Below are 26107 nucleotides of genomic sequence, written 5' to 3' on the forward strand. Positions count from 1 at the left end.
ACGTCGATCGCAGGCTCACGCGACCTGCACCGTCCAGATCACCTGCATCCGCCACAGCATGATCGCCAGCGAGATGGCGACGACGCCGAGCACCACCGTGCTCCAGCGGCCGCGCTCGAGCAGCGCCCAGGCGATCCCGCCGATCGGCAGCAGCACGGCGGCGATCAGATACACCCAGAACTCGAGCAGGTCGCCGGTGGGCGGATTGCCGGTCAGCGGCGCGACGATCCCGATGACGACCTGGGCGAGCAGCAGCAGCTCGACGAGCAGCAGACTGCCGACGGTGTAATCGCTCGGGCGCCGGCCGATGAGACCTGCGATCAGACAGAACAGCCCCGCCGCGCACGCGACGGCGATCTGGACGATGGTGAACCACAGGATCATTCCTGCACCTCCGGCATGTTCATCGCGCTCTTGATGTCGGCGCCGCGCGCCTCGACGATGCCGACGAGCGCGCCGTCGGGGTCGATCGCGGCGACTTCGGATGCTGTCAGCCGACCCGCCTGCCCGTGCAGGCGCTTGCCGTGCCGCAGATCGCGCGCCTCGTCCTGCGAGACCTCGAGCACCGGCATGACGCGGGCCGCAGCCTGAGCCGGAGTCAGCGTGGTCGCGCCGTCGAGGTCGTCGATGCCGACGGCATCCGACAGCGAGAAGCCGCCGACCCGCGTGCGACGCAGCGCCGTGAGATGTCCGCCGACGCCGAGGCCCGCCCCCAGATCGCGCGCGAGCGCACGGATGTACGTGCCCGAGGAGCAGTCCACGATCACATCGAGATCGATGCCGTCGCCCGCTTCGCGCTGCGCGAGCACCTCGAACCGGGAGACCGTCACCTGACGCGCGGCGAGGGCGACCTCCTCGCCGGCGCGCACACGTTCGTAAGCGCGACGACCGTCGACCTTGATGGCCGACACGGAACTGGGCACCTGGGCGATCGCGCCGGTGAGCGCCTCGACCCCTGCGGCGATCCGCTCCGAAGTGACGGCTGCCAGGGCATCCGCCTCCGCCCGGCTGAGCTCCTCACCATCGGCATCGTCGGTCGTCGTGCTCGCACCGAGGCGGATGGTCGCGGTGTACGTCTTGTCGGCGCCGACGATGTAGGTCAGCAGCCGCGTGGCGCCCTCGATGCCGAGCACGAGCAGACCCGTGGCCATCGGGTCGAGCGTGCCGGCGTGACCGACCTTGCGGGTGCCGAACGCGCGCCGTGTGCGGGCGACCACGTCATGACTGGTCAGGCCACCGGGCTTGTCGATGAGCAGGATGCCGGGCGGTAGCATCCCTCCAGCTTAGAGCGCGTCAGGCGCACACCTCGTACGGCGGCTCGTCGAGTGAGGTCACGGTGATCGCGTCGACCGTCTCGGAGCCAGGCTGGAAGGTGAAGAAGATCGTGCCCTGCACTCGCAGCAGACTCGCGCCGCCGATCGTCGCCGTCTGCTCGACCGCATCCGGGTACGCCTGCTCCACGTCGTCGCGGGTCGATCCCACGCCGACGCCTTCGGCTGTTCGCGGGGCATCCGAAGGCTCCACGGTGTCGGTCAGGGCTGCGACATCGATCGTCGTCACGCCGTCTCGAGACTCACTGTCCTCGGCGAGGTACGCCGTCAGCGATCCCTCCTGGTCGTTCCAGAACGCCGTCCACGAGCACGCGTCCTCGACGGTCCAGGCCGGCACCTCGGCACGTGCCTCGTCGAATCCGGTCCCCAGCTCGATCGGTCCCATGCCGGTCTCGCTGACGACCCACGTCGATACATCGCCGGCATCCACCGTCGGCGTCGGCGTCTCGTTCGCCGTCGGCGTCTCGACGGGAGTCGACGGCGCGCTCGAGGTCGTCGGATCCGCCGGCGTCGTCGCCGTCGCGCATCCGGCGATCATCACGCTCATCAGCATCGCGCCCAGCACCACCGTCGGGCGACGGGCCGTCGCCCGCCTCACTGCAGTCTCGCTCATGTCGCACCTCCGAGATCGGCCGCATAGGCTAACACGATGCCCCTGTCCGCTGAACCCTCCTGGCGTTCCGTCCTGTTGGAGTGGTACGAAAGCGACGCCCGCGACCTTCCGTGGCGCCGCAGGGAGTTCGCCGATCGGTACGGCGCCTGGGGAACGCTGGTCAGCGAGTTCATGCTGCAGCAGACCCCAGTGGCTCGCGTGATCCCGCACCTGCAGGCGTGGTTGGAGCGGTGGCCCTCCCCCGCGGCGATGGCGACGGCCACGCCGGCGCAGGTCGTGCACCAGTGGGCCAACCTCGGGTATCCGCGCCGCGCGCTGTGGCTGCATCGCGCTGCAGTGCAGGTCGTCGAGAAGCACGGCGGTGTCGTTCCGCGCGAGGTCTCCGATCTGCTCGCCCTGTCGGGCATCGGCGATTACACCGCGCGCGCCGTGGCGGTCTTCCATTACGGCGACACGCATCCGGTCGTCGACACCAACACGCGCCGGGTGATCGCCCGGTTCATCGACGGCCGCTCGCAGCCGGCGTCGCCATCACCGCGCGACCTGGTGCGGATGGGCGAACTCCTTCCCGGTGCGCGCGGAGAGGCGGCCGTGTTCAACGCGGCGATGATGGAGCTCGGCGCGGTCGTGTGCACAGCTCGCGCCCCTCGGTGCGAGGAGTGTCCGGTGGCGGCACAGTGCGCCTGGCTCTCCGCCGGGCGCCCGGACACGGGCGACCGACGACGACGCCAGCCCCGTTACGAGGGCTCGGACCGGCAGGCTCGCGGTGCGGTGCTTCGGATGCTGCGCGATGCGCCCGACCACGTGCTCGGCGCCGATCTCGTCGTGCCGGACTGGCCAGACGCCGTGCAGCGGGATCGCGCGATCGACTCGCTGATCGCCGACGGTCTCGTCGAGGCGTCAGACGGTGTGCTCGCCCTGCCCCGCTGACCGCTGAGAGCCACCGAGTTCAGGCTTCGGGTTCTTCGTCCCGACGGTACGGGTCGGCCTCGCCCGCGTGCGTCGCTGAGGAGGCGAGCTTCGCCACCTCGGCGTCACGCTCATGCGCTTGACGCAGAAGGTCGGCGATGTGCCCGGCGTTCTCGGGGAGGGCGTCCGGGATGAACTCAAGGGTCGGCACGAGCCGCACATTCAGCTGGCGGCCGACCTCCTTGCGCAGCAGACCGGTCGCGGAGGTCAGCGCCGCGCCACTGGCGGTGCGCTCCTCATCGGTGCCGAGCACGGTGTAGAACACCGAGGCGTGCTGAAGGTCGCCGGAGACGCGGACGTCGGTGATCGTCACGAAGCCGAGCCGCGGGTCTCGCAACCCCTTCTCGAGACGCTCGGCGAGGATCACGCGGATGCGGTCCGCAAGGCGTGCCTGTCGTTCTCCAGCCATGTTCCAATTCCTATCCCATCTGAGCGGTGATCGGTTGCGAACCGCGGAGGCGGCTGCGTCCTCTTCGTGAGCATTGGGGTAGGGGCCCCACTCTGCGAGCGAAGAGGACGCAGCCGCCGTAGCAGCACACAGATCAGCCGCGCGGCTTCTCCACCATCTCAGTGGTCTCGATCTCGTCGCCCACCTGGATGTCGTTGTACTTGCCGAGGCCGATACCGGCTTCGAAGTCGGTGCGGACCTCGGTGACGTCGTCCTTGAAGCGACGCAGCGACTCGATGGCCAGGCCATCGGCGAGCACGACGCCGTCGCGGATGACGCGCGCCTTGGCGTTGCGCGTGATCGTTCCGGACCGGACGATGACACCGGCGATGTTGCCGAACTTCGAGGAGCGGAACACCTCGCGGATCTCGGCCACACCCGACTGGACCTCTTCGAACTCGGGCTTCAGCATGCCCTTCAGCGAGTTCTCGATCTCGTCGATCGCAGCGTAGATCACCGAGTAGAACCGCACGTCCACGCCCTCACGGGCCGAGGCCTCGCGGGCCTTGGCGTCGGGACGCACGTTGAAGCCCACGATGATCGCGTTGTCGATCGTCGCCAGGTTCACATCCGACTCGGTGATCGCACCGACACCGCGGTGGATGATCCGCAGCTGGACTGAGTCGTCGACCTCGATCTTGAGCAGCGATTCCTCGAGCGCCTCGACGGCACCCGAGACGTCACCCTTGATGATGAGGTTGAGCGTCTCGACCTTGCCCTCTTCGAGAGCGCGGGTGAAGTCCTCGAGCGAGATGCGCTTGCGTGCCTTGGCCAGCAGGGCGTTGCGCTCGACGGCCTCACGCTTCTCAGCGATCTGGCGCGCCATGCGGTCTTCCTCGGTGACGATGAAGACATCACCTGCGCGCGGCACGGAGTTCAGTCCCTGCACCTGCACGGGACGCGACGGTGCGGCGGCCGTGACGGCCTCACCGTTCTCGTCGAGCATCGCACGCACGCGGCCGTAGGCGGTGCCTGCGACAATCGCGTCGCCGATGCGCAGCGTTCCGGACTGGATGAGCACCGTGGCGACCGAACCGCGACCCTTGTCGAGCTTCGCCTCGATGGCGACGCCGCGAGCGTCCTTGTTCGGGTTCGCCGTCAGGTCGAGGCCGGCATCGGCCGTCAGCAGGACGGCGTCGATGAGGTCCTGGATGCCGGTGCCGGCACGAGCCGAGACATCCACGAACAGCACGTCTCCGCCGTACTCCTCGGCGACCAGACCGTACTCGGTGAGCTGCTGACGCACCTTGGCCGGGTTGGCCTCGGGCTTGTCGACCTTGTTCACCGCGACCACGATCGGCACATCCGCCGCCTGAGCGTGGTTCAGCGCCTCGACCGTCTGCGGCATGATGCCGTCGTCGGCCGCGACAACGAGGATCGCGATGTCGGTCACCTGCGCACCACGGGCACGCATGGCGGTGAACGCCTCGTGACCAGGGGTGTCGATGAAGGTGACCGCACGCTCGACGCCCTCGTGCTCGGTCCAGATCTGGTAGGCACCGATGTGCTGGGTGATGCCGCCGGCCTCACCCTCGATCACGTTGCTCTTGCGGATCGCGTCGAGCAGTCGCGTCTTACCGTGGTCGACGTGACCCATGACGGTGACGACAGGGGGACGGATCTCGAGGTCTTCGTCGCTCTCCGCCTCGAGCTCGGCGTCGAGGTCGAGGCCGAAGCCCTCGAGGAGCTCCTTGTCCTCGTCCTCGGGCGACACCATCTGGATCTTGTAGCCCAGTTCGGCGCCGAGCACCTCGAACGTCGCCTCGTCCAGCGACTCGGTGGCCGTGGCCATCTCGCCGAGGTTGAAGAGGATCGTGACGAGCGTTCCGGGCTGAACGGTGTAGCCGTTCAGCGCTTCGAGCTTGTCGGCGAAGTCGGCGATCGACGCGCCGCGGCGCAGTCGGATCGTCTCGCCGTTGCCCTTGGAGACGTTGACGCCGCCGACGACCGGCGCCGACCGCATCTCGAACTCCTGCCGCTTCGCCCGACGCGACTTGCGCTGCTTGCTCTTGCCGCCGCCCTTGCCGAACGCGCCGGCGGTGCCACCGCCGGGACCACGACCACGACCGCCGCCGCCACCGGGGCGACCGGCGAAACCGCCACCGGGACGCGCGCCGGGGCCGGCACCGGGACCACCCGGACGACCGGGACCGCCGGACCGCTGCTGGAACGGTGCACCGGGACGACCGCCGCCCTGACCACCGCGGGCACCACCACCGGGACGACCGGGGCGAGGTGCGCCGACGCGGGGCGAGCCCGGTCGCGGAGCCTGGGGCCGCGGGATGTTACCCGGGGTCGGGCGCTGCCCCATCCCCTGCTGGGAAGCGAACGGGTTGTTCCCCGGACGAGGTCCGGAGGGGCGCTGACCCATGCCCTGTGTCGCCCCGAACGGGTTGTTGCCCGGGCGCGGAGCGCCGGGCTTCGGGCCGCCGTCGTCCGGCTTGGGTGCGCTGCCACCTGGCTTGGGCGCGTTGCCGCCCGGCTTCGGTGCGCTGGCACCCGGCTTGGGTGCCCCGCCGGGCTTGGCTGCGTCCGGCGTGGCCGGAGCGGGCGCGGCCTCAGCCGCCTCGGGCGCGGGGGTCTTCTTGGCCGGAGCGGGCTTCGGTCCGGGGGTGGGCGCCTTGGGCGCGGCGGCACCGGGCTTCGGTGCGGCCTTCGCCGCCGGCTTTGCCTCGGCCTTGTCTGCGGCCTTCGCGGTCGGGTCGGCCTCGATGGCAGCGCGCAGCTTGCGCGCGACCGGGGGCTCCACCGTCGAAGACGGGCTCTTCACGAACTCGCCGAGCTCCTTGAGCTTCGCGAGTGCGAACTTGCTGTCGACGCCGAGTTCAGCGGCGATCTCATGCACACGTGGTTTGGCAGCCACAATTCTCCTGTCTGGGTCGGTCCACCCAGGCAGGGCAGACCACTAGTCGCGGACGGGTCTCATTTCGAGCCGTTCACTTTGTTTCCATAGCCGTTCAGCCTTTGTTTCGCGGACTGTGTCGTTCGATGGTCTGCGCACCCTCTGCCTCGGAGAATCCCAGGGATGTCGAGACACGGAGTGCACGTGCGAATGCCCGGCGCCGCAGCGCGGCCTCCAGACAATCCGATGTCGGGTGCAGCCATGCGCCTCTCCCTGGCAGAACCGCTCGCTCGTCGAAGACGAGTTCACCGTTCTGCACTGCCACCCTGATCAGGGCGGATCGAGAAGCACGATCGCGGCAACCGACACACGTTCGTACGGGTTCCATCCTACACCTCGCCGTTGATCGCCCGAATCAGGCTCACCGCGCTCGCGCTCAGGCGTCGCCCATCACGCTGTCGGGCTGGATGTCGATCTTGGCGCCGGTCAGCTTCGCTGCGAGGCGGGCGTTCTGACCCTCCTTGCCGATGGCCAGCGAGAGCTGGTAGTCGGGCACGAGCGCGCGCACGGCCTTCGTCGCGGCATCCAGGACGAACGCCGAGGTGACCTTGGCGGGCGAGAGCGCGTTGGCGACGAAGGTGGCGAGGTCGGGGTGGTGGTCGACGATGTCGATCTTCTCCCCTGCCAGCTCTTCGGTCACGGCGCGCACGCGTCGCCCCATCTCGCCGATACACGACCCCTTGGCGTTCACCGAGGGGTCGTTGGCCTTCACGGCGATCTTGGTGCGGTGGCCCGCTTCACGGGCCAGCGAGACGATCTCGACGAGGCCCCCGGCGATCTCGGGCACCTCCAGGGCGAACAGCTTGCGCACCAGTCCGGGGTGCGTGCGCGAGACCGTGATGGCCGGTCCCTTCATGCCCTTGGCGACGCTGGTGACGTAGACGCGCAGGCGCTTGCCGTGCGTGTACTCCTCGCCGGGCACCTGCTCCTCCGGCGGCAGGATGGCCTCCACCGTGCCGAGGTCGACGTGGATCATGCGCGGGTTCGGGCCCTGTTGGATGACACCGGCGACGATGTCGCCCTCCTTGCCCCGGAACTCGCCGAGCACGGCGTCGTCGGCGATGTCGCGCAGCCGCTGGCCGATGACCTGCTTGGCGGCGTAGGCGGCGATGCGACCGAAGTCCTCGGGAGTTGTCTCCTCCTCGCCGATGATCGCTCCTTCGTCGTCACGCACCGGCTGCAGCACGGCGACGTAGCCGCTCTTGCGGTCGAGTTCGACGCGCACGCCCTCGGGCACGGTGCCGTCCTCGGAGACGTGCTTGCCGTAGGCGGTCAGGATCGCCTGCTCGATGATCGACACGAGTTCATCGAAGGGGATCGCCTTCTCCTTCTCGATTCCGCGCAGCAGTGCGAGCTCGATCTTCATCAGCGGCCTCCCTATTCAGCTCTCCCCGCGCGAGAACGCTCCGCGGGCATCAGAAAAGAATAGCCGAAACCACGGCCGCCCGGATGGTGGACGTGCCGCCGCCCCTCCCCGCATACTGAGCGACATGGAGGATCTCGACACGATCGTCGTCGGTGCGGGCATGGCCGGGGTCGCCTGCGCGCGGATGCTGGCCGATGCCGGCCGGCGCGTGGTGGTGCTCGAAGCGCGAGACCGGGTGGGAGGTCGGATGCTGACCGATCGCACCGAGGGCTTCCCCGTCGACCTCGGCGCGTCGTGGATCCACGGCATCGACGACTCTCCGCTGTGGGAGCTGGTGCGGTCGCTGCGCATCCCCACCCGGGAGTTCACGGTGGGCAGCTTCCAGGCCGGCGGTCGCCCCATGTCGCACTTCGACGGCGATGGCGTGGAGATGGATGCCGCGGCGAGCGCGCAGTGGACAGCCGACGTCGAGATGGTGGATCGTGCGCTGACCGGGGTGATCGCGGCCTCCTCCCCCGGCGACACGTACCGGGACGTCACCGAGCGCGCTCTCGACGCCTCGGGGCTCGCTCCGGAGCGCATCGATGAGATCCGCGAGTTCTTCCGGCACCGCGTCGAGGAGCAATGCGGCGCGTGGATCGCTGATCTCGACGCGCATGGTCTCGACGAGGACGCCATCGACGGCGATGAGGTGATCTTCACCCGCGGCTACGACGAGCTCCCCGCGCGCATCGCCGCCGGCCTGGACATCCGTCTCTCTCATCTCGTCACCCGGGTGAGCCGCGCGGCCGCGGGGATGACGGTCGACACCCCTCAAGGCCGCTTCGCCGCAGCATCCGTCGTCATCACGGTGCCTCTCGGCGTGCTCAAGGCGGGCGTGATCGAGTTCGCGCCGGCGCTGCCCGATGCGGTCGCAGGCCCGATCGGCCGCCTGGGGATGGGCGTTTTCAACAAGGTCTTCCTGCAGTTCCCCGAGCGATTCTGGCCGGACGACAGCTACGTGATCCGCGCGCTCGGCGAAGCCGGTGAGCGGTGGCACTCGTGGTACGACGTGTCGGCCATCAGTGGCATCCCCACTCTGCTCACCTTCGCGGCCGGTCCATTCGGCCGGCATGTGCAGGGACTGACCGACGACGAGACCGTCGCCGATGTCGTGCTGGCGCTGCGCGCGCTGTACGGGGATGCGGTGCGTGAGCCGATCCGGCACTGGGTGACGCGCTGGGGCGACGATCCGCTGTCGCGGGGGTCGTACTCGTACATCGCCACCGGTGCCACGCACCACGACCACGATGCACTGGCAGGGCCGGTGGACGGGACGCTGCATTTCGCGGGGGAGGCGACCTGGGGTGCGGAGCCGGCGACCGTCGGTGCGGCGTACTACTCGGGGCACCGCGCCGCCGAGAGGATCCTCGGGCGGCCGGTCGACCTGGACGCGTTCGCCGTGGGCGTGGCCGCCCGGCGCTGAGCGCGGCTCAGCCGGCGGACGGCAGCTCGTCGATCGCGCGGATCAGCGCGAACAGCGAACCGACGCTGCGCTGCTCGAGGTGCAGCGCGAGCCGCGGAAGCTCGACGACGTCCCCGTCGGTGCGCTCGACGTCCAGTGCCTCGGTGCGCTCGATCCGGCCGTGCACGCACATGTGCCCGAAGCGTTCGTTGAGGTCGTCGATCTCCGCGTCCGTCGGCTCGTGCACGAGGCGCAGCACCAGGCGATCGCCCACCCAGCGCAGCGAGTCGTAATTGCGCCAGAAGCCCGTGATGTTCGCCACGGCCTCACTGACCGAATCGGTGATGAGCACGCGATCCATGTCTCCGGGTGAGATCACCCCCGCCGGCACCAGATGATCGTCGACATAGGTCTTCAGCCCCTGCCAGAACGAGCCGCCCGGCGCGTCGAGCAGCACGATCGGCATCGGCTCGGCCTTGCCGGTCTGCTGCAGCGTGAGCAGCTCGAACATCTCATCCATCGTGCCGAAGCCGCCGGGCAGGCAGATGAACCCCCTGGACTCCTTGATCAGCATGAGCTTGCGCGTGAAGAAGTACTTCATCGCGACGGTCTGCGCGCTCTCTTCGACGATCGAGTTGGCCTTCTCCTCGAACGGCAGCCGGATCGACACGCCCAGCGACATCTTCGCCCCCGCACCCTCCGCGGCGGCGTGCATGATGCCGGGCCCCGCCCCGGTGACGACCATCCAGCCGTCATCGGCGAGCGCGCGTGCGACGTCGCGCGCATGCAGGTAGAGCGGATCATCGTCGCGGGTTCGCGCCGACCCGAACACCGTCACCTTGGGCACGTCGTGGAAGGGCCGGAACAGCCGGAAGGCCTCGTGCATCTCACGAAGCGCGGCGGAGGCGATCTTCAGGTCGAGGCGGTCGGTGTGCTCCATGCCGAGCATGAGCGAAGTCTCCAGCATCCGCGTGATCAGGCCCCGCTCGGTGCGGACGCCCGCAAAGTCGAGGAGGGCCGCGATCTCGCCGCGCAGTTCTTCGTCCAGCGATGCATCCGTCATGCTCCCAGCCTGTCACAACGACGGGATTCCCCGGGGCCGCCGCACGCGTCCGGCGGCCACGGCGGTGGGCGCACATCGTGCTCACGACGTGAGCGTGTGCTCCAGCACGTCGGCGACGGCGGATGCACCGCCGAGCCCTCGCAGCTGCTCCCCCAGCCGCGACGCGGCGGCGACGATGACGGGATCCGAGAGAGCACGGTCGACGGCCGCCGACACTGCGTCCGCCCGCGGTGTGCCGGTCCGCAGGTCGATGCCGGCGCCGCTCCAGGCCACCCGCGCGGCGACCTCCGGCTTGTCGAGGTCGCCGCCGGCGACGATCAGCGGAATCCCGTGCGCGAGCATCGCCAGCGTGCCGCCCCAGCCGCCGTTCGTGATCGCCAGGTCGACGAGCGGGAGCAGCTCCGCAAACGGCGCGAACCCCATCACCCGGGTGTTCTCAGGCACGGGGAACGGGAGCGAGTCCCTGCCCGGCACGCCCGTGGTCGCGATCACGATGACGTCCCGCCCGGCGAGTGCCTGCAGAGCGGGTCGGACGAGATCGTCCGGGTCGATGTTCTGCGTGCCCTGTGTGACGAGTACGATCCTGCGATCGCCGCGGACACGCTCGTCGAGCTCACACCACCAGTGCGGCAGCTCGGCTCGCGGCGAGGACGATTCCGTCCGGATCTCGCCCACGAATCGCAGATGGCCGGGGCGATCGGTGCGTCCGTAGTCCAGCGCGGGCGAACCGCTCGCAGCGATCGCGGTCGGCGAGAAGACGACCTGATCCATGCTGCGGCCGCTGACCGGCAGTGCAAGCGCGCGTTCGGCTTCGGCGAGGGCCTTCACGATCGGGCGCGACAGCACGGGTACGAGCGCGCGCAGTGCGGCGTCCCTCGCTCTTCCGACGGGGCCCGTTCCGGGGACGATGCCCATTCCGCTGGGCGGACCCTCCGGTCCGGCGAGGTTCAGCGGCAGGACGCCGACCGTGGTCCACGCGGTCCCGCGTCTTTCGCTGTACAGCGCCGTGCCGACGGAGGTCTCATCGGCACCGATGGCGTCCCACGGCTCGCGCTCCCACTCCGAGCTGAGATCCGCGACCTGGGCGGGCGCGGTGCGGACGAAGCAGTCCACGACGTTCGCGAGCAGCTGTGAGAAGCCCTTCCTGCCGACCAGTCGGGGAAAGGCGGATGCCAGATCGTTCTCATCGAAGTCGGGTGCGCGCACCCAGGGCACGAGTTGCGCTCCTGCGCGCTCGACGCGGTCACGAAAGCGGGTGCCCGTGTAGACCCGCACATCGTGCCCGCGGCGCACGAGCTCGGCGGCGACCGCCGTCAGCGGCGCCACGTGGCCGGTGAACGGCATCGCCGTGAGCAGAAAGCGGCTCATGACCCGATGATGGCGCAACCACCCCCGCTTGCGCCATCATCCCGGCCCGTGCACTTCGCTGCGACCTCCGCGCTCCCGCGCGACGCGCTGCCGACGGGCGGCCTCAGCGGGTCAGTCGGGCGACGGCATCCGATGCCGACATCGTCTCGCGGTCGCCGGTGGCACGATCCCACAGCTCGACCTGACCGTCGGCCGCGCCTCGGCCGACGATCACGATCTTCGGCACGCCGACGAGTTCGGCATCGCCGAACTTCACCCCGGGCGACACCTTCACACGGTCGTCGTAGAGCACCTCGAGGCGCGCGGTCTCGAGCTGGTTCGCGAGGTCCTCCGCGACGTCGAAGGCGACCTGATCGCGCCCCGCGGCGACGACCTGAACGTCGAAGGGCGCCACGGACGCCGGCCAGATGAGTCCCTTGTCGTCGTTGTTCAGCTCGGCGATGATCGCGAGGATGCGCGTCACGCCGATGCCGTAGGAGCCCATCGTCACGGTGACGAGCTTGCCGTTCTGGTCGAGCACCTTCAGACCCAGCGCCTCGGCGTATTTGCGGCCGAGCTGGAAGACGTGACCGATCTCCATGCCGCGGGCGATGGTCACGGGACCGGAGCCGTCGGGCGCGGGGTCGCCGTCGCGCACGTTCGCGATCTCGACGGTGCCGTCGGCGGTGAAGTCGCGGCCGGCGACGACCGAGTGCGCGTGCTTCTGGTCGATGTTCGCGCCCGTGATCCACCGCGTGCCGTCGGCGACGCGCGGGTCGAGCAGATAGCGGATGCCCGTGGCCGACTCCTCGCCGAGCACCGCTCCAGTGTCAGACCAGGGCCCGATGTAACCGCGCACCAGCAGCGGGTGACGGTCGAAGTCGGCGTCGGTGGCGGGCTCGACCTCGGCGGGACCGAAGGCGACCTCGGCGCGCTTCATGTCGACGTCGCGGTCGCCGGGGACGCCGACGACGACGATCTCCCGGGTGCCGTCGAGGTGCTTCAGCGCCAGGACGACGTTCTTGAGGGTGTCGGCGGCGGTGTACTCGCCGTCGAGCACCGCGTTGGAGTGCGCGACGAGCGTCTCGATCGTGGGCGTGTTCGGCGAGTCGAAGACCGTCGCCGCAGGCGCGCCGTCCCACGAGACCGGCGCGGGCGCCGCGGTCGTGTACGCCTCGACGTTGGCCGCGTACCCGCCCTCGCTGCGCACGAACGTGTCTTCGCCCACGGGCGTGGGGTGCAGGAACTCCTCGCTGCGCGAGCCGCCCATGGCGCCGGCGTCGGCCTGCACGATGACGTACTCGAGTCCGAGCCGCTGGAAGATGCGCTCGTACGCGTCGCGCTGCGCCATGTAGCTCGCGTCGAGGCCCTCGTCAGACGCGTCGAACGAGTACGCGTCCTTCATCGTGAACTCACGCCCACGCAGCAGGCCGGCACGAGGACGCGCCTCATCGCGGTACTTGTCCTGGATCTGGTAGATCGTCAGCGGCAGATCCTTGTACGACGAGTACAGGTCCTTCACGAGCAGGGTGAACGCCTCCTCGTGCGTGGGGGCGAGCAGGTAGTCGCCGCCCTTGCGGTCGTGCAGGCGGAACAGCAGGTCGCCGTACTCCTCCCAGCGCCCGGTCTCTTCATATGCCTCGCGCGGCATGAGCGCGGGGAAGTGCACCTCCTGGGCGCCGGCGGCCGCCATCTCCTCGCGCACGACCTTCTCGATGCGCGCCTTCACCCGCAGCCCCAGCGGCAGCCAGGCGAAGATGCCCGCGGCCTGCGGGCGGATGTAGCCGGCGCGGATCAGCAGCTTGTGACTGGCGACCTCGGCCCCGGCGGGGTCTTCACGGAGCGTGCGGAGGAAGAAGTTCGATAGACGAGTGACCACGAGACGATCTTAGTTGAGGGCGCGGGTGCCCTCGGGGATCACCCCGTTCGCGTACAGATCGGTCGCCAGATCCTGCAGCCGCGTGAGCGCCACGCGCTGCGTGACGGGGCCGTACGAGATGCGACTGACGCCGAGCGCCTCGTACTCGGCGGCGGCGAGCGCGCCGGGCAGTCCGATCACGCTGACCTTGTTGACGCCGATCCCGTCGACGAGCGTGCGCGTGGCGTCGGCGTCGAGCACACCCGGTACGAAGACCGCGGTCGCGCCGGCGTCGAGGTAGGCGCGGCCGCGCTCGACGGCATCCGACAACTTCTCGGAGAGCGGCTTGTCACCGCCGCGCACGATGGCGTCCGTGCGCGCGTTGAGTGCGAAGGCGATGCCCTCGGCCTCGGCGGCCCTGACGATCGCCTCGACCTGCGCGACCGATTCCGCGAGCGGCTTGAGCCGATCTTCGATGTTGGCGCCGACGATGCCGGCGCCGATCGCGAGGCGGGTCGTCTCGCCCGCGTCGCCGTAGCCGTCGTCGAGGTCGGCGGAGACGGGCAGTTCGACGGATGCCGCGATGCGGCCGACCATGTCGATCATCAGCTCCCGCGGGATCTGGCCGTCGGGATACCCGAAGGTCGCGGCGATCGAGTGGCCGGCGGTGGCGAGCGCCTTGGTCTCGGGCAGTGCCGCGATGGCCTTCGCCGAGACGACGTCCCAGACGTTGACGACCCGGAGGATCTCCGATGCCTCGTACAGTCCGGTCAGGGTTCGTGCCTTCTCTGCATTCGTCATGACTTCACGGTAGCGCGCCCTGACCCGGGTGGCACGGGCGGGCGTCACATCCGGTGATGCGTAGGGTGGTGGCATGCCTCAGCGCCGATCGCACGTCGCCCCGTCCGCCGCACAGAGTGAGCTGGCCGCCGCCCTGGCCGAACTGCGTGCCGAGATCGACGCGCCGACGCAGTTCTCACCCGAGGCGATCGCCGAGGCCGAGAGGGCCAGCGCGCCGCCGCCGGAGCTCGACCTGCGGGACGTGCCGTTCGCCACGCTGGACCCGATCGGGTCGAAGGACCTCGATCAGGCGTTCCACCTCGAGCGGCGCGGCTCGGGTTTCCAGGTGCGGTACGCGATCGCCGACGTGCCGTCGTTCGTGACACCCGGTGGCGCGGTGGATGCCGAGGCGCGCCTGCGGGGACAGACGCTGTATCTGGCCGACGGCAGCATCCCGCTGCATCCGCGCGTGCTGTCGGAGGACAGGGCGTCGCTGCTGCCGGATGTGGAGCGCCCCGCCCTGGTGTGGACGTTCACGCTCGACGAGGCGGGCGCGGTGGAGGACTTCCGACTGGAGCGCGCGCTGATCCGCTCGCGCGCGCAGCTCGACTACGTCGCGGCGCAGCGGGCGCTGGATCGCGGAGATGACGGCCCGCTGGCGCTGCTGCCGGCGATCGGCGCGGCCCGGCAGGCGCAGGAGCAGCAGCGCGGCGGCGCGAGCCTGAACCTGCCCGATGAGGAGGTCGTGCAGCGGCCGGACGGACACTACGACATCGAACGCCGCCACCCGCTGCCCATCGAGGACTGGAACGCGCAGCTGTCGCTCATGACGGGCATGGCCGCCGCCGAGCTGATGATCGACGCGAAGGTCGGCGTGCTGCGCACGATGCCAGAACCCGACGAGCGGGCGTTCGAGCGGTTCCGACTGCAGACCGAGGCACTCGGTCGTCCCTGGCGCGAGGGCCGTTACGGCGAGTACCTGCGCGGACTGGACAGGTCGGATCCGATGACGCTGCCGGTGCTCGAAGCGGCGGCCTCGCTGTTCCGCGGCGCGGGGTACGTGACCTTCGACGGCGCTGTTCCCGACGACATCGAGCAGGCCGCGATCGCCGCCCCGTACGCGCATGCCACCGCTCCCCTGCGCCGTCTCGTCGACCGCTGGTCGCTGGCGATCTGCCTGGCCGTGTCCGCGGGCGGGCAGGCGCCGTCATGGGCGCGCGAGTCGCTGACCGAGCTGCCCGAGCTGATGCAGCAGTCGGGGCAACGCGCGTCACGACTGAACGCCGACACGGTCAACCGGGTCGAGGCGGCTCTGCTGCGACCGCTGGTCGGGCAGCGCGTCGAGGCGACGGTGATCGAACTGCGCGGCGACGATCGCGCAGCGGTGCAGCTCGCCGACCCGGCGGTGACCGCCACCGCTCCGGTGCCGGCCGGCACCGCACCCGGCTCGACGGTGTCACTGACGCTGGTGCGCACCGATGTCGCGAAGGGCACCGTGGAGTTCGCCGCGTGACCGACTGGCACGGCGGCCGGCTGTCGGCGGCGCAGTCGGCGTGGGTGGGCGAGCGGATGCCCGATGCCGTGCTCGTGCGCGACATGTCGTGGCACCTGGTGGCCTCGACGGTGCTGCATGTGCGCGGTTCGCTCGGCGGCGAGGAGGTGGATGCCGTCGTGAAGGCGGGCGATGCGACCAATCATCACATCGACCGGGAGATCGCCGCACACGCGGGGTGGACCGACGAGCTGGTGTCGACGCGACACGCGGCGCGGCTGCTCGATGCCCACGACGGCGAGCGGGTGATGCTGCTCGACTACCTGCCCGGTGCGCTGGTCGAGGGCACCGACGCCGAAGCACACATCGGCACGTATGCGCAGGCCGGGGCGCTGCTGCGGCGACTGCATGACCAGGAGCGTCGAGTGGATGCCGAGTACGAGGCGCGCGTGAACGCCAGGGCCCTGCGGTGGCTCGACGGCGAGCACCGGGTGGATGCGGTCGTGGCGGCGCGAGCGCGCAGCATCCTCTCCCGCGATCCGGCACCGCCGGTCGAGGTCGTGCCCACGCACGGCGACTGGCAGCCGCGCAACTGGCTGGCCGACGGCGATGTCGTCAGGGTCATCGATTTCGGCCGATTCGCGTTCCGTCCTGCCGCGACCGACCTCGTGCGGCTGGCCGCACAGCAGTGGCGCGGCCGACCCGACCTCGAAGCGGCGTTCCTCGCGTCGTACGGCGATGACCCTCGGGATGCGGACAGATCGCGCATGAACGCTCTGCGCGAGGCCATCGGCACCGCCTGCTGGGCGTTCCAGGTCGGCGATGCGCCCTTCGAGGCTCAGGGGCACCGCATGCTGGATGCCGCGCTGCGGGCGTTCTGAGTACGATTCAGGTGCTGCCGAAGAACTCCGGCAGGGCGGCACGGAACTGTTCGAAGTGGCTGTACCAGATGGTGTGGGCGGCTCCGGGGATGTCGCGCACGTCGACTCCCGCTGCCCGCAGGCGGGCCGCCGTGGAATCCGAGACGAAGGCGCTCGGCTCGGCGCGCACCAGGATCGATCCGGACCCCGGCTCGTGCGCGACGTCGTCGCCGACCGAGATCGAGGCCATCGTCATGGGATCGAAGCGCTCGGCCGCGCGGGCCTCGACCTCAGCATCCGTCGCACTGTAGAACGGGCGGCTGCTGAGCAGCCAGGCGGGGTCCCTGCGATTGCGGCGGTCGTGCTCGTACTGCTCCGCGAGAGCGCGCTGCTCGGCGCCGCCCTCGAACGCACAGGCGGAGTCGACGTAGACGACCTGCCCCATGGGCATCCGCTCGGTGACCGCGGCGAGCACGGTGCCGCCGTACGAATGACCGATGCCGTGCACCGCGGCGTCGGGTGCGCATGCCGCGAGCGTGGCGACGACGGCGTCGGCGGCGGATGCCACGGTGCAGCGCTCATCGCGGGGAGAGCACCCGTGCCCGGGCAGATCGAGCGCGATCACACGGAAGCCGTTGGCGACGAGCAGGGGCGCGACACGCCACCAGCTCTCCGCCGACCCCATCATGCCGTGCAACAGCACGACCACGCGATCACCGGTTCCGGTCTCGATCGCGTTCAACCGCATCGGTTCAGGGCGTCTGCATCGACGAGATCACCATGTCGACCGAGCCGAACGGGAATGGATAGAAGAACGCGCCCGTGCCATCCCAGTCGGTGATGGGAATCAGCGCGAACCAGATCTGGCTGATCGCGACCGATGCGACGGCGACGATGATGATCGCCGCGGCTGACCGGTCGATCACGCGGATCGCGGACGGAACATCGGCGGCATGGCGCATCACCCGCGTCAGCGCCCAGAACGCGATCACCGCGATGGCCGCGAAGATCAGCGGGCTCGGCTGCAGCGTGAGACTCACGCAGCTCGGCGCGACATCGGTCGGATCGCCGGCAGCGTCGATGAAGCCTTCGGCGGTCACACCTCCCGGGCAGTATCCCTTGCTCGCCGGCATGAACATCGAGTAGCCAAGGGCTGCGATCACCCCGACGACCAGCAGTCGGCGGATACGCGCGACGACCTCGACTCCGGGCAGCGACGTCGCCGGCGACGACGCGTCCCGATCAGTGAGCAGCGACATGTGGGCTCCTGTCTGCGATCGACGGTGAAGAGCTGATGACACGGCGGGCCGCCGCGGTGCGGTTCAGCCTAGCGCGGGCGTGGCGCGCGTCGTCATCACGAGCAGCTGCGGATCGCCCAGATCCAGCGAGACGGTGATCGAGGCGAACTCCGCCAGCGAGTGCACGTGCGTGCCGCCGCACAGGAAGCCGACCTCCCCTTCGGGCAGCTCGCAGCGCCACGAGCGTCGATCGATGATGCGCGGCCCCTCGACGTCCACGCAGCTCGCCGCCGCCGAGGCGACCCACGATGCAAGCTGCTCATTGATGCGCTCCTCGCGCTCAGCGAGCGACGCCGCGAATCCTTCCGAGTCGAAGCCGGCTTTGCGCAGGCTCTTGCCCAGACGGTACTCGTCGACGCTGCCGTCGGCGTGGATGCGGCTGGTCTGATTCGCCCGGCCCTCGAAGTCGGGGTTCCCCAGCGGATCGGTGCCGATCTGCTTGCGCCACAGATCGGCGAGCACGGCGTCCAGAGCCAGCGACGCGAGGTGGCACGCCGTGTGGCCGCGACTCAGGGCGGCCCGGCGGCCGGCATCCACCTCCAACGTCACCGGCGCGCCAACAGCCACCTGCTCGGGGATCCCACCCTCGATGCGGTGGCCGACCAGCCAGGTCCAGCCCTCTCCCCCGCGCTTCACGGGTATGTCACCGCCGACAGCGAGTACGCCCTCGTCGCTGACCGCCGCCATCACCGCCTCGCTCACAGTGGCACGCACGTCGCCGCTCACAAGACTGCCGACATCCCCGGGCTGGTCAGGCCAGGTGTGATCCTCCGGGTGGAACGGCGTGACATCGACCACCACGACGGATGCGTCGCGGTCGACGAGGAGCACCTCGCCCTCGCCGGTGGTGGATCCGTCGGGGAACGTGACGCGGGTCGACTGCATGTCGTCCACGCTACGCGACGGTGCGGTCAGCCCGTGACGACCTGCGCCGTCCCGGTGGGCGCGTCGACGCCCATCTCGTCTGCGATGCGGTTCGCCTCTTCGATCAGCGTCTGCACGATGTGCTCTTCGGGCACAGTCTTGATGACCTCGCCCTTGACGAAGATCTGACCCTTGCCGTTACCCGATGCGACGCCGAGGTCGGCCTCGCGCGCCTCACCTGGCCCGTTCACGACGCAGCCCATCACGGCGACGCGCAGCGGCACGGTCATGTCCTTCAGCCCCTCGGTCACCTCGTCGGCGAGCGAGTACACGTCGACCTGCGCACGACCGCACGACGGGCAGGAGACGATCTCGAGCTTGCGCTCACGCAGGTTCAGCGACTGCAGGATCTGGTGCCCGACCTTGACCTCCTCGGCCGGCGGCGCCGACAGCGAGACGCGGATCGTGTCGCCGATGCCCTCGCCGAGCAGGATGCCGAACGCCGTGGCGCTCTTGATCGTGCCTTGGAACGCGGGGCCTGCCTCGGTGACGCCGAGGTGCAGCGGCCAGTCGCCCCGCTCGGCGAGCTGCCGGTAGGCCTGCACCATCACGATCGGGTCGTTGTGCTTGACCGAGATCTTGAAGTCGTGGAAGTCGTGCTCCTCGAACAGCGAGGCCTCCCACACGGCGCTCTCCACGAGGGCCTCGGGGGTCGCCTTGCCGTACTTCTGCAGCAGTCGGGGGTCGAGCGATCCCGCGTTCACGCCGATGCGCAGCGACACACCGGCATCCTTCGCCGCCTTCGCGATCGCACCGACCTGGTCGTCGAACTTGCGGATGTTGCCCGGGTTCACGCGCACCGCGCCGCAGCCGGCGTCGATGGCCTGGAAGACGTACTTCGGCTGGAAGTGGATGTCGGCGATCACCGGGATCTGGCTCTTCTTCGCGATGATGTGCAGCACATCGGCGTCGTCCTGGCTGGGCACGGCGACACGCACGATCTCACAGCCGGATGCCGTCAGCTCGGCGATCTGCTGCAGGGTGCCGTTGATATCGGTGGTCTTCGTCGTGGTCATCGACTGCACGCTCACCGGGGCATCGCCGCCGACGAGCACCTTGCCGACCCGGATCTGACGGGACTTGCGACGAGGGGCGAGGACTTCGGGGATGCGCGGCATCCCAAGATTCACTGCGGGCACTCCCCCAGCCTACGACGCCCGCGCTGGACGATGGCCGAGTCCTGCCGTCACGCAGCGACGGCTCGGCGCGCGGATGTGATAGCTTCAGCGCATGTCCGCGACCTCCCGCAGCTGGTGGCCCGCCTGCTAGGCGGTGTGTTCGCGAACCCAGAACCAGACCGCCTTCCGGGGCGGTCTTTCTCTTTCCCGCACCGGATGCCCGAACTCAGGAGCCATCGATGACCTCTGCTCTGCCCGCTCGCATCCGGGATCTCGCCGCAGACCCCGACGCCTCTTTCGTGCTCATCGCCCGTGATGGCGGCGCCGAGCTGCTCACCGGCGATGTCGTCGACGTCGAGGCCCTGGCAGAGATCCCGCTCGACGGACCCGATGGGCCCCGCGAGGTGTTCGCGATGGTGCCCTACCGCCAAGTGCGCGAGCGCGGCTTCGTCGCCCAGGACGACGGCACTCCCCTGCGCTGCCTGCTCGTCGACGGGCACGAGCGTTTCGAGGTCGATGCGCTCACCGCGGCGCTGCCGACGGATGCCATCGCGCTGCGTGGCGGCGGATTCGACATCTCCGACGAAGAGTACGCCGAGGTCGTGGAGCGCGTCATCGCCGAGGAGATCGGCCGCGGCGAGGGCGCGAACTTCGTCATCCGCCGCGACTATCGTGCGAGCTTCGAGGCGAACGACCGCGTCGCCGCCCTCACCTGGTTCCGCGCGCTGCTCGAGCACGAGCGCGGCGCGTACTGGACCTTCGCGGTCATCACCCCAGGCCAGATCGCCGTCGGCGCCAGTCCCGAGGCGCACGTCGTCGCGCGGGACGGCATCGTGACCATGAACCCCATCTCGGGCACGTTCCGCCACCCCGCGGGCGGCGCCACCCGCGAATCGCTGACAGAGTTCCTCACCTCGGCGAAGGAGACCGAGGAGCTGTTCATGGTCGTCGACGAAGAGCTGAAGATGATGAGCCAGGTGTGCTCGGACGGCGGACGCATCACCGGTCCGCATCTGAAGGAGATGTCGCGGCTCACCCACACGGAGTACATGCTCCGCGGGCGCAGCCGGCTCGATCCGCGCGACATCCTGCGCGAGACGATGTTCGCCCCGACCGTCACCGGATCGCCGATGCAGAACGCCTGTGCCGTGATCCGCCGGCACGAGCGCACGCCGCGAGGGTATTACTCGGGCGTCGCCGCACTGTTCACCCCGAACGACGAGGGCGGGCACGACCTCGACGCTCCCATCCTGATTCGCACGGTGTACGTCGAGGATGGCCACCTGCGCGTGCCCGTCGGCGCGACGCTCGTGCGCCACTCCGATCCGATCGGCGAGGTGAACGAGACGCACGGCAAGGCCGCCGGCGTGCTGGGCGCGATCGGCGCGATCGAGCGCGACCATGCCGCCGAGGCGCGCGACGACGACGCCCCCGGTGAGGGCCGTCTGCCCGCCGACCCGGAGATCGCCGCGCTGCTGGCATCCCGCAACACGCGCCTGGCCGACTTCTGGATCCAGCCTCAGGACCCGCACGCCGCCGAGCGCTTCACGGGGCGCCGCGCGATCGTCGTGGATGCCGAGGACCGCTTCACCACGATGCTGGCGCACCAGCTGCGCCACCTCGGCCTCGAGGTGGCGATCGTTGCCTGGGATGCCGTGAGCGATGAGATGGTCGACGCCGCCGACCTGGTGGTCGCCGGCCCCGGCCCCGGCGACCCGCGCGACGGATCGTCGGCACGCATCGCGCGCATGCAGCAGGTGGTCGCGCGGCGGCGGGATGCCGGCGCGCCGCTGCTGGCCGTGTGCCTGAGTCACCAGATCCTCGCCGACGGCCTCGGCATCGACCTGGTGCCGCTGGACGCCCCCTACCAGGGCGTGCAGAAGGTCGTTCCGGTGTTCGGCAAGGACGCGTCCATCGGCTTCTACAACACCTTCACCGCGCGCGTCGCTCCCGGCACCACCCACGTCGGCGACGTGGAGGTGTCGGCGGATGCCAGAAGCGGCGACGTCTACGCGCTGCGCGGCGCGCGCTTCGCCTCGATTCAAGGGCACCTGGAATCGATCCTGTCCCGCGACGGCATCGCGACACTGGAGCGCCTGGCTGCGCACGCGCTCGCCTGATTCCGGCTGGGGCCGAGGCGTCAGCCGCCGAGGATGTTCATCGGCTTGAAGATGTCGGCGAGCAGCAGCAGCGCACCCATGCCGATCAGCAGCACCGCGACGACCACCGTCAGCGGAACGAGCCGGGTCGCATCGACCGGCTTCGGCACAGGGCGCCCGGTCAGTTTCGCCCAGGCGCGCTTGAGCCCGTCCCAGAGCGCGACCACGATGTGTCCGCCGTCGAGTGGCAGCAGCGGCACCATGTTGAAGACGAAGAGGGCGATGTTGAGCGCCGCCAGCAGATTCATCAGCACCACGAGCCGGTTCAGCACGGGCGCGTCGGTGGCGGCCACCTCACCGGCGATGCGTCCCACGCCGACGACGCTCAGCGGTCCGTTCGGATCGCGCTCCTGGTCGGTGAACAGCGACACACCGACGTCCCACAGCTTCACCGGCAGGTTGACGATGAGTTCTGTCACCGCCCCCGCCTGCTGCATCGCGAGGTTCGTCCCCGTGCCGATCGGCTGACGCACGTACTCGAGCTGAGAATATATCCCCGCGTACCCGACGGTATGGGTCACCGGCTCGCCATCGTCATCGAGGACCGGCTGTCCGTTCGCATCGACCGCGCCGCGCTCGGCCGGTTCAGGGGTCAGCGTCAGACCCACCCGCTCGCCGTCGCGGTCGACGACGACGTCGAGGGGCTCCCCGGGGGAGGCCTGGATGATCTCGGACGCCTCGGCGAAGGTCTGCACCGATCGGCCGTCCATGCTCACCAGCACATCGCCCGGCTCGAACCCCGCCTCTGCGGCGGGCGCGGCAGGATCATCGGCGCCGCACTCCTGCTGTGAGGCACCGGCCGGCAGCATGCACTCGCTGATAGCGCTGACGGTCGTGCTCGGCTGCTGCACCCCGATTCCCGACGCCATCACCGTGAAGATGATGATCGCCAGCACCAGGTTCATCAGCGGTCCGCCGAGCATGACGATGATCCGCTTCCAGACCGGCAGCCGGTAGAACACGCGCTCCTCGGCGCCCTCCGCGATCGTCTCGTCGTTCGCGGAGCGGGCGTCCTGCACGAGGGAGGCGAACAGTCCCTTCGCCGGGCCGGCGTCCCGCGACGGCGGGTACATGCCCGACATCGAGATGAAGCCACCCAACGGCAGCGCCTTGACCCCGTACTCGGTCTCGCCGAAGCGCTTCGACCACACTCTCGGTCCGAAGCCGATCATGTACTGTCCGACACGCACGCCGAACAGCTTGGCGGGCACGAGGTGGCCCACCTCATGCAGCCCGATCGACACGCCCAGTCCGATGAGCATGAACACGATGCCGCCCAGGTACAGCAGGATCTCCACCCGACCACGCTAGTGCCCCGTGCTGAGGAATCACCTGTGCCGGGCGATCGCCAGGGCAGGGCGGAGGCGCCTCCGCGTGAGATCATGGATGACGATATGACCACCACATCACTGCCCCCCGTGCTCCGCCCCGCCGACCCACCCCGTCGCGCGCTGGCCGAGCTGGCCGACCGCTTCGCCCGAGACGTGCGCGGAGACGTCGCCGACGTGTATCTCAGCGGCATCACGCTCGCCACCGCCGACCTGCGCAGCGGCGAGGCCTTCGTTGCGATCAAGGGCCTGAACCGGCACGGCGCCGAATTCGCGCAGACCGCCGCCGAGCAGGGTGCTGTGGCCGTGATCACCGATGCGGAGGGCGCTGACATCGCGGCATCCGCCGGTCTGCCGATCATCGTCGTCGACAACCCGCGGGCCGTCCTCGGCGATCTCAGCGCATGGGTGTACGGCACGGGGGCGTACGGCGCCGAGGCATCCGATCCGCTCCCCCTGCTGCTGGGCACGACCGGCACGAACGGCAAGACCAGCGTCTCGCATCTGCTGCAGGGGCTCCTCGATCAGCTCGGAGTCGTCTCGGGTCTGTCGTCGACCGCCGAGCGGCACATCGCCGGTCAGGTGATCGTGTCGCGGTTGACCACGCCCGAGGCATCCGAGATGCACGCCCTGCTCGCGCTGATGCGCGAGCGTCACGTCGAGGCCGTGGCGGTCGAGGTGAGCGCGCAGGCGCTCTCGCGCCACCGCGTCGACGGCCTGGTGTTCGACGTCGCCGGCTTCACGAACCTCTCCCACGACCACCTCGACGACTACGCAGACATGACGGAGTACTTCGAGGCGAAGCTGCCGCTGTTCACTCCCGAGAGGGCACGACGCGGTGTGATCAGCCTCGACTCGCCGTCCGGCGCGCAGGTCGTGGAGCGCGCGACCATTCCCGTCGTCACCGTCGGCGCGCCGGCGATCGCCGCAGACCCGGATGCCGCGCAGCGGGCCGACTGGGTGGTCACCATCGACGACGAGCGTCAGGGCGGCACCGTCTTCACCCTCCGCGGGCCCGGGGAACGCACTCTGACCACGCTCGTGCCGGTGATCGGCCCGCACATGGCGGCCAACGCGGGGCTCGCGATCGTGATGCTGCTCGAGGGCGGCTACGACTGGCAGCGCATCACCGACGCGCTCGCCCGCGACGGACAGATCCTCGCCCACCTGCCAGGGCGAACCCAGTTCGTGTCCGGCGAGTCGGGACCGGCCGTGTACGTCGACTTCGGGCACACGCCCGACGCGTTCGAGAAGACACTCGCCGCCGTGCGGCGCGTCACGCCGGGCCGCGTGCTGATGCTGTTCGGCGCGGACGGCGACCGTGACGCCACCAAGCGACTCGACATGGGACGCACCGCTGCCCTGGGCAGCGACATCTTGGTGATCACCGACCACCACCCCCGCTTCGAGGACCCGGCGTCGATCCGCGCGACGCTGCTCGAGGGGGCGCGCCAGGCTCGACCCCACGAGGAGATCCACGAGATCTCACCGCCGGAGAAGGCGATCGTCGCCGCCATCGGAATGGTGGGCGAAGGGGATGCCATCCTGTGGGCGGGTCCGGGACACCAGGACTACCGCGACATCCGCGGCGTGCGCACACCGTACTCGGCACGCGAGCTGGCGCGACGCGCGCTGAAGGCCGCCGGATGGCCCGTGCCCGATTCGCACTGGCCCGTGCCGTACCCCGACGAGGAGTGACGCGAGTCGCTAGCAGGCTGCGATGAGGGCATCCGCCTTCTCGCGGGCCCACCGCTCGGCCTCGGCGAGCGTCTCGATGGTCAGCTCGTCTGGCGCGTCGTGCGCGTCGATCACCCGCGCGATCGTGTCGACGATGCCCAGGAACGTCAGCCGGCCGTTGTGGAAGGCGTGCACGGCCTGCTCGTTGGCGGCGTTGTAGACCGCCGGGAACGTCTTGCCGGCACGGCCGACGGACTTCGCCAGCGTGACGGCCGGGAACGCGGTGTCATCGAGCGGCTCGAACGTCCAGCTGGTGGCCTCACGCCAGTCCAGCGGCCGGCCGACACCGCCGACCCGGTTCGGCCAGTCCAGTCCGAGCGAGATCGGCAGCCGCATGTCGGGCGGTGAAGCCTGGGCGATCGTCGACCCGTCGACGAACTCCACCATCGAGTGCACGATCGACTGCGGGTGCACGACCACCTCGATGTCGTCGTACGTGACGTCGAACAGCAGGTGCGCCTCGATGACCTCGAGCCCCTTGTTCACCAGGGTCGCGGAGTTCGTCGTGACCATCCGCCCCATGTCCCACGTCGGGTGCGCGAGCGCCTGCTCCGGGGTGACGTCGGCGAGCTGCTCACGCGTGCGACCCCGGAAAGGACCACCGGATGCGGTGACGATCAGCCGACGCACCTCGCCCGCCATCCCCGAGCGCAGCGCCTGGGCGAGCGCCGAGTGCTCGGAGTCGACCGGGACGATCTGTCCCTCGGCGGCGGCCGAGCGCACCAGCTCGCCTCCGACGATGAGTGATTCCTTGTTGGCGAGCGCGAGCGTGCGACCGGCCTGCAGCGCGGCGAGCGTGGAGCCGAGCCCGATCGAGCCCGTGATGGCGTTGAGGACCACGTCGGCCTCCACGTCGCGCACGAGCTGCTCGGCGTCGTCCGCTCCCAGCGCGGTGTGCTCGACGTGGAACTCGTCGGCCTGAGCCGTCATGAGCTCGGAGTTCGTCCCCGCGGCGAGTCCGACCAGTTCGAAGCGTCTCGGATGAGCGCGGATCACATCCAGCGCCTGGGTGCCGATGGAGCCTGTGGAACCGAGGACGATGACGCGACGCATGTGCCCAGCCTATGCCG

The 26107-nt window shown here is 69.8% G+C and carries 23 protein-coding genes; 6 read left to right on the forward strand and 17 right to left on the reverse strand.

Going from position 1 to position 26107, the window contains the following annotated elements; translation table 11 throughout:
* Positions 1-15 precede the first annotated feature (15 nt).
* Genes WDU99_RS10755 through WDU99_RS10765 form a run of 3 tightly spaced genes read right to left on the reverse strand, consistent with a single transcriptional unit; the run spans position 16 to position 1944 of the window.
* The gene (locus tag WDU99_RS10755; RefSeq protein ID WP_337332458.1) at positions 16-384 is read right to left on the reverse strand and encodes a hypothetical protein; all 369 of its coding nucleotides are present in this window, start codon (positions 382-384) and stop codon (positions 16-18) included.
* On the reverse strand, positions 381-1274 hold the full coding sequence (gene truB, locus WDU99_RS10760; protein WP_337332460.1) for a tRNA pseudouridine(55) synthase TruB: 894 nt from the start codon (positions 1272-1274) through the stop codon (positions 381-383). The genes WDU99_RS10755 and truB overlap by 4 nt, the downstream gene beginning before the upstream one ends.
* 19 nt (positions 1275-1293) lie before the next feature.
* Complete coding sequence (locus tag WDU99_RS10765; protein WP_337332461.1) at positions 1294-1944, reverse strand: hypothetical protein; 651 nt, start codon at positions 1942-1944, stop codon at positions 1294-1296.
* A 36-nt stretch (positions 1945-1980) separates the two neighbouring features.
* On the opposite strand from WDU99_RS10765, the gene WDU99_RS10770 reads away from it, so the two are divergent.
* A complete protein-coding gene (locus WDU99_RS10770) occupies positions 1981-2874 on the forward strand; it encodes an HhH-GPD family protein (RefSeq protein ID WP_337332463.1) in 894 nt (297 codons plus the stop codon).
* 19 nt (positions 2875-2893) lie between these two features.
* On the opposite strand, the gene rbfA is transcribed toward WDU99_RS10770, so the two are convergent.
* From rbfA to nusA, 4 genes are all read right to left on the reverse strand, one after another.
* Entirely contained in the window at positions 2894-3322 is a 429-nt protein-coding gene (gene rbfA / locus WDU99_RS10775) for a 30S ribosome-binding factor RbfA (protein WP_337332464.1), read from the reverse strand.
* Between the two features lie 133 nt (positions 3323-3455).
* On the reverse strand, positions 3456-6224 hold the full coding sequence (infB, locus tag WDU99_RS10780; RefSeq protein WP_337332465.1) for a translation initiation factor IF-2: 2769 nt from the start codon (positions 6222-6224) through the stop codon (positions 3456-3458).
* Positions 6225-6318: 94 nt separating this feature from the next.
* A complete protein-coding gene (locus WDU99_RS10785; protein ID WP_337332466.1) occupies positions 6319-6591 on the reverse strand; it encodes a YlxR family protein in 273 nt (90 codons plus the stop codon).
* 48 nt (positions 6592-6639) lie between these two features.
* Positions 6640-7629: a transcription termination factor NusA gene (gene nusA, locus WDU99_RS10790; protein WP_337332467.1), complete on the reverse strand. Its 990-nt coding sequence runs from the start codon at positions 7627-7629 to the stop codon at positions 6640-6642.
* Between the two features lie 124 nt (positions 7630-7753).
* On the opposite strand from nusA, the gene WDU99_RS10795 reads away from it, so the two are divergent.
* Positions 7754-9094 (forward strand): flavin monoamine oxidase family protein, encoded by a 1341-nt coding sequence (locus tag WDU99_RS10795; protein WP_337332468.1) that lies wholly within the window; start codon positions 7754-7756, stop codon positions 9092-9094.
* Between the two features lie 7 nt (positions 9095-9101).
* Here the strand turns inward: WDU99_RS10795 and WDU99_RS10800 are convergent, their stop codons facing one another.
* From WDU99_RS10800 to WDU99_RS10815, 4 genes are all read right to left on the reverse strand, one after another.
* The gene (locus tag WDU99_RS10800) at positions 9102-10136 is read right to left on the reverse strand and encodes an LOG family protein (protein ID WP_337332469.1); all 1035 of its coding nucleotides are present in this window, start codon (positions 10134-10136) and stop codon (positions 9102-9104) included.
* Between the two features lie 81 nt (positions 10137-10217).
* Complete coding sequence (locus tag WDU99_RS10805; RefSeq protein WP_337332470.1) at positions 10218-11504, reverse strand: glycosyltransferase; 1287 nt, start codon at positions 11502-11504, stop codon at positions 10218-10220.
* 103 nt (positions 11505-11607) lie between these two features.
* Positions 11608-13362, reverse strand: coding sequence for a proline--tRNA ligase (locus tag WDU99_RS10810; protein WP_337332471.1), 1755 nt, complete (start codon positions 13360-13362; stop codon positions 11608-11610).
* Between the two features lie 9 nt (positions 13363-13371).
* Complete coding sequence (locus tag WDU99_RS10815; protein WP_337332472.1) at positions 13372-14142, reverse strand: isocitrate lyase/PEP mutase family protein; 771 nt, start codon at positions 14140-14142, stop codon at positions 13372-13374.
* A 73-nt stretch (positions 14143-14215) separates the two neighbouring features.
* On the opposite strand from WDU99_RS10815, the gene WDU99_RS10820 reads away from it, so the two are divergent.
* Positions 14216-15634 (forward strand): RNB domain-containing ribonuclease, encoded by a 1419-nt coding sequence (locus tag WDU99_RS10820; RefSeq protein ID WP_337332473.1) that lies wholly within the window; start codon positions 14216-14218, stop codon positions 15632-15634.
* A complete protein-coding gene (locus WDU99_RS10825; protein ID WP_337332474.1) occupies positions 15631-16494 on the forward strand; it encodes a phosphotransferase family protein in 864 nt (287 codons plus the stop codon). Before WDU99_RS10820 ends, WDU99_RS10825 begins: the two co-directional genes overlap by 4 nt.
* Before the next feature lie 7 nt (positions 16495-16501).
* Here the strand turns inward: WDU99_RS10825 and WDU99_RS10830 are convergent, their stop codons facing one another.
* The 4 genes from WDU99_RS10830 to ispG form a co-directional block, all read right to left on the reverse strand.
* A complete protein-coding gene (locus WDU99_RS10830; protein ID WP_337332475.1) occupies positions 16502-17221 on the reverse strand; it encodes an alpha/beta fold hydrolase in 720 nt (239 codons plus the stop codon).
* A 4-nt stretch (positions 17222-17225) separates the two neighbouring features.
* Positions 17226-17732 carry a hypothetical protein gene (locus tag WDU99_RS10835; protein ID WP_337332476.1) on the reverse strand — a complete coding sequence of 169 codons (507 nt, stop codon included), beginning with the start codon at positions 17730-17732 and terminating at the stop codon, positions 17226-17228.
* Positions 17733-17795: 63 nt separating this feature from the next.
* Complete coding sequence (locus tag WDU99_RS10840) at positions 17796-18656, reverse strand: alanyl-tRNA editing protein (protein WP_337332477.1); 861 nt, start codon at positions 18654-18656, stop codon at positions 17796-17798.
* Positions 18657-18682: 26 nt separating this feature from the next.
* Entirely contained in the window at positions 18683-19834 is a 1152-nt protein-coding gene (ispG, locus tag WDU99_RS10845) for a flavodoxin-dependent (E)-4-hydroxy-3-methylbut-2-enyl-diphosphate synthase (RefSeq protein WP_337332478.1), read from the reverse strand.
* 218 nt (positions 19835-20052) lie between these two features.
* Between ispG and WDU99_RS10850 the strand changes: the two genes are divergently transcribed.
* Positions 20053-21933, forward strand: a complete 1881-nt coding sequence (locus WDU99_RS10850; protein ID WP_337332479.1) for a chorismate-binding protein — start codon at positions 20053-20055, stop codon at positions 21931-21933.
* Between the two features lie 20 nt (positions 21934-21953).
* Here the strand turns inward: WDU99_RS10850 and WDU99_RS10855 are convergent, their stop codons facing one another.
* A complete protein-coding gene (locus WDU99_RS10855; RefSeq protein WP_337332480.1) occupies positions 21954-23270 on the reverse strand; it encodes a M50 family metallopeptidase in 1317 nt (438 codons plus the stop codon).
* A gap of 96 nt (positions 23271-23366) precedes the next feature.
* On the opposite strand from WDU99_RS10855, the gene WDU99_RS10860 reads away from it, so the two are divergent.
* Positions 23367-24998: a Mur ligase family protein gene (locus WDU99_RS10860; RefSeq protein ID WP_337332481.1), complete on the forward strand. Its 1632-nt coding sequence runs from the start codon at positions 23367-23369 to the stop codon at positions 24996-24998.
* 9 nt (positions 24999-25007) lie between these two features.
* On the opposite strand, the gene dxr is transcribed toward WDU99_RS10860, so the two are convergent.
* A complete protein-coding gene (gene dxr / locus WDU99_RS10865; RefSeq protein ID WP_337332482.1) occupies positions 25008-26090 on the reverse strand; it encodes a 1-deoxy-D-xylulose-5-phosphate reductoisomerase in 1083 nt (360 codons plus the stop codon).
* Positions 26091-26107: the final 17 nt, after the last annotated feature.

The sequence above is a fragment of the Microbacterium bandirmense genome, from assembly GCF_037204185.1.
Lineage (GTDB): Bacteria > Actinomycetota > Actinomycetes > Actinomycetales > Microbacteriaceae > Microbacterium > Microbacterium bandirmense.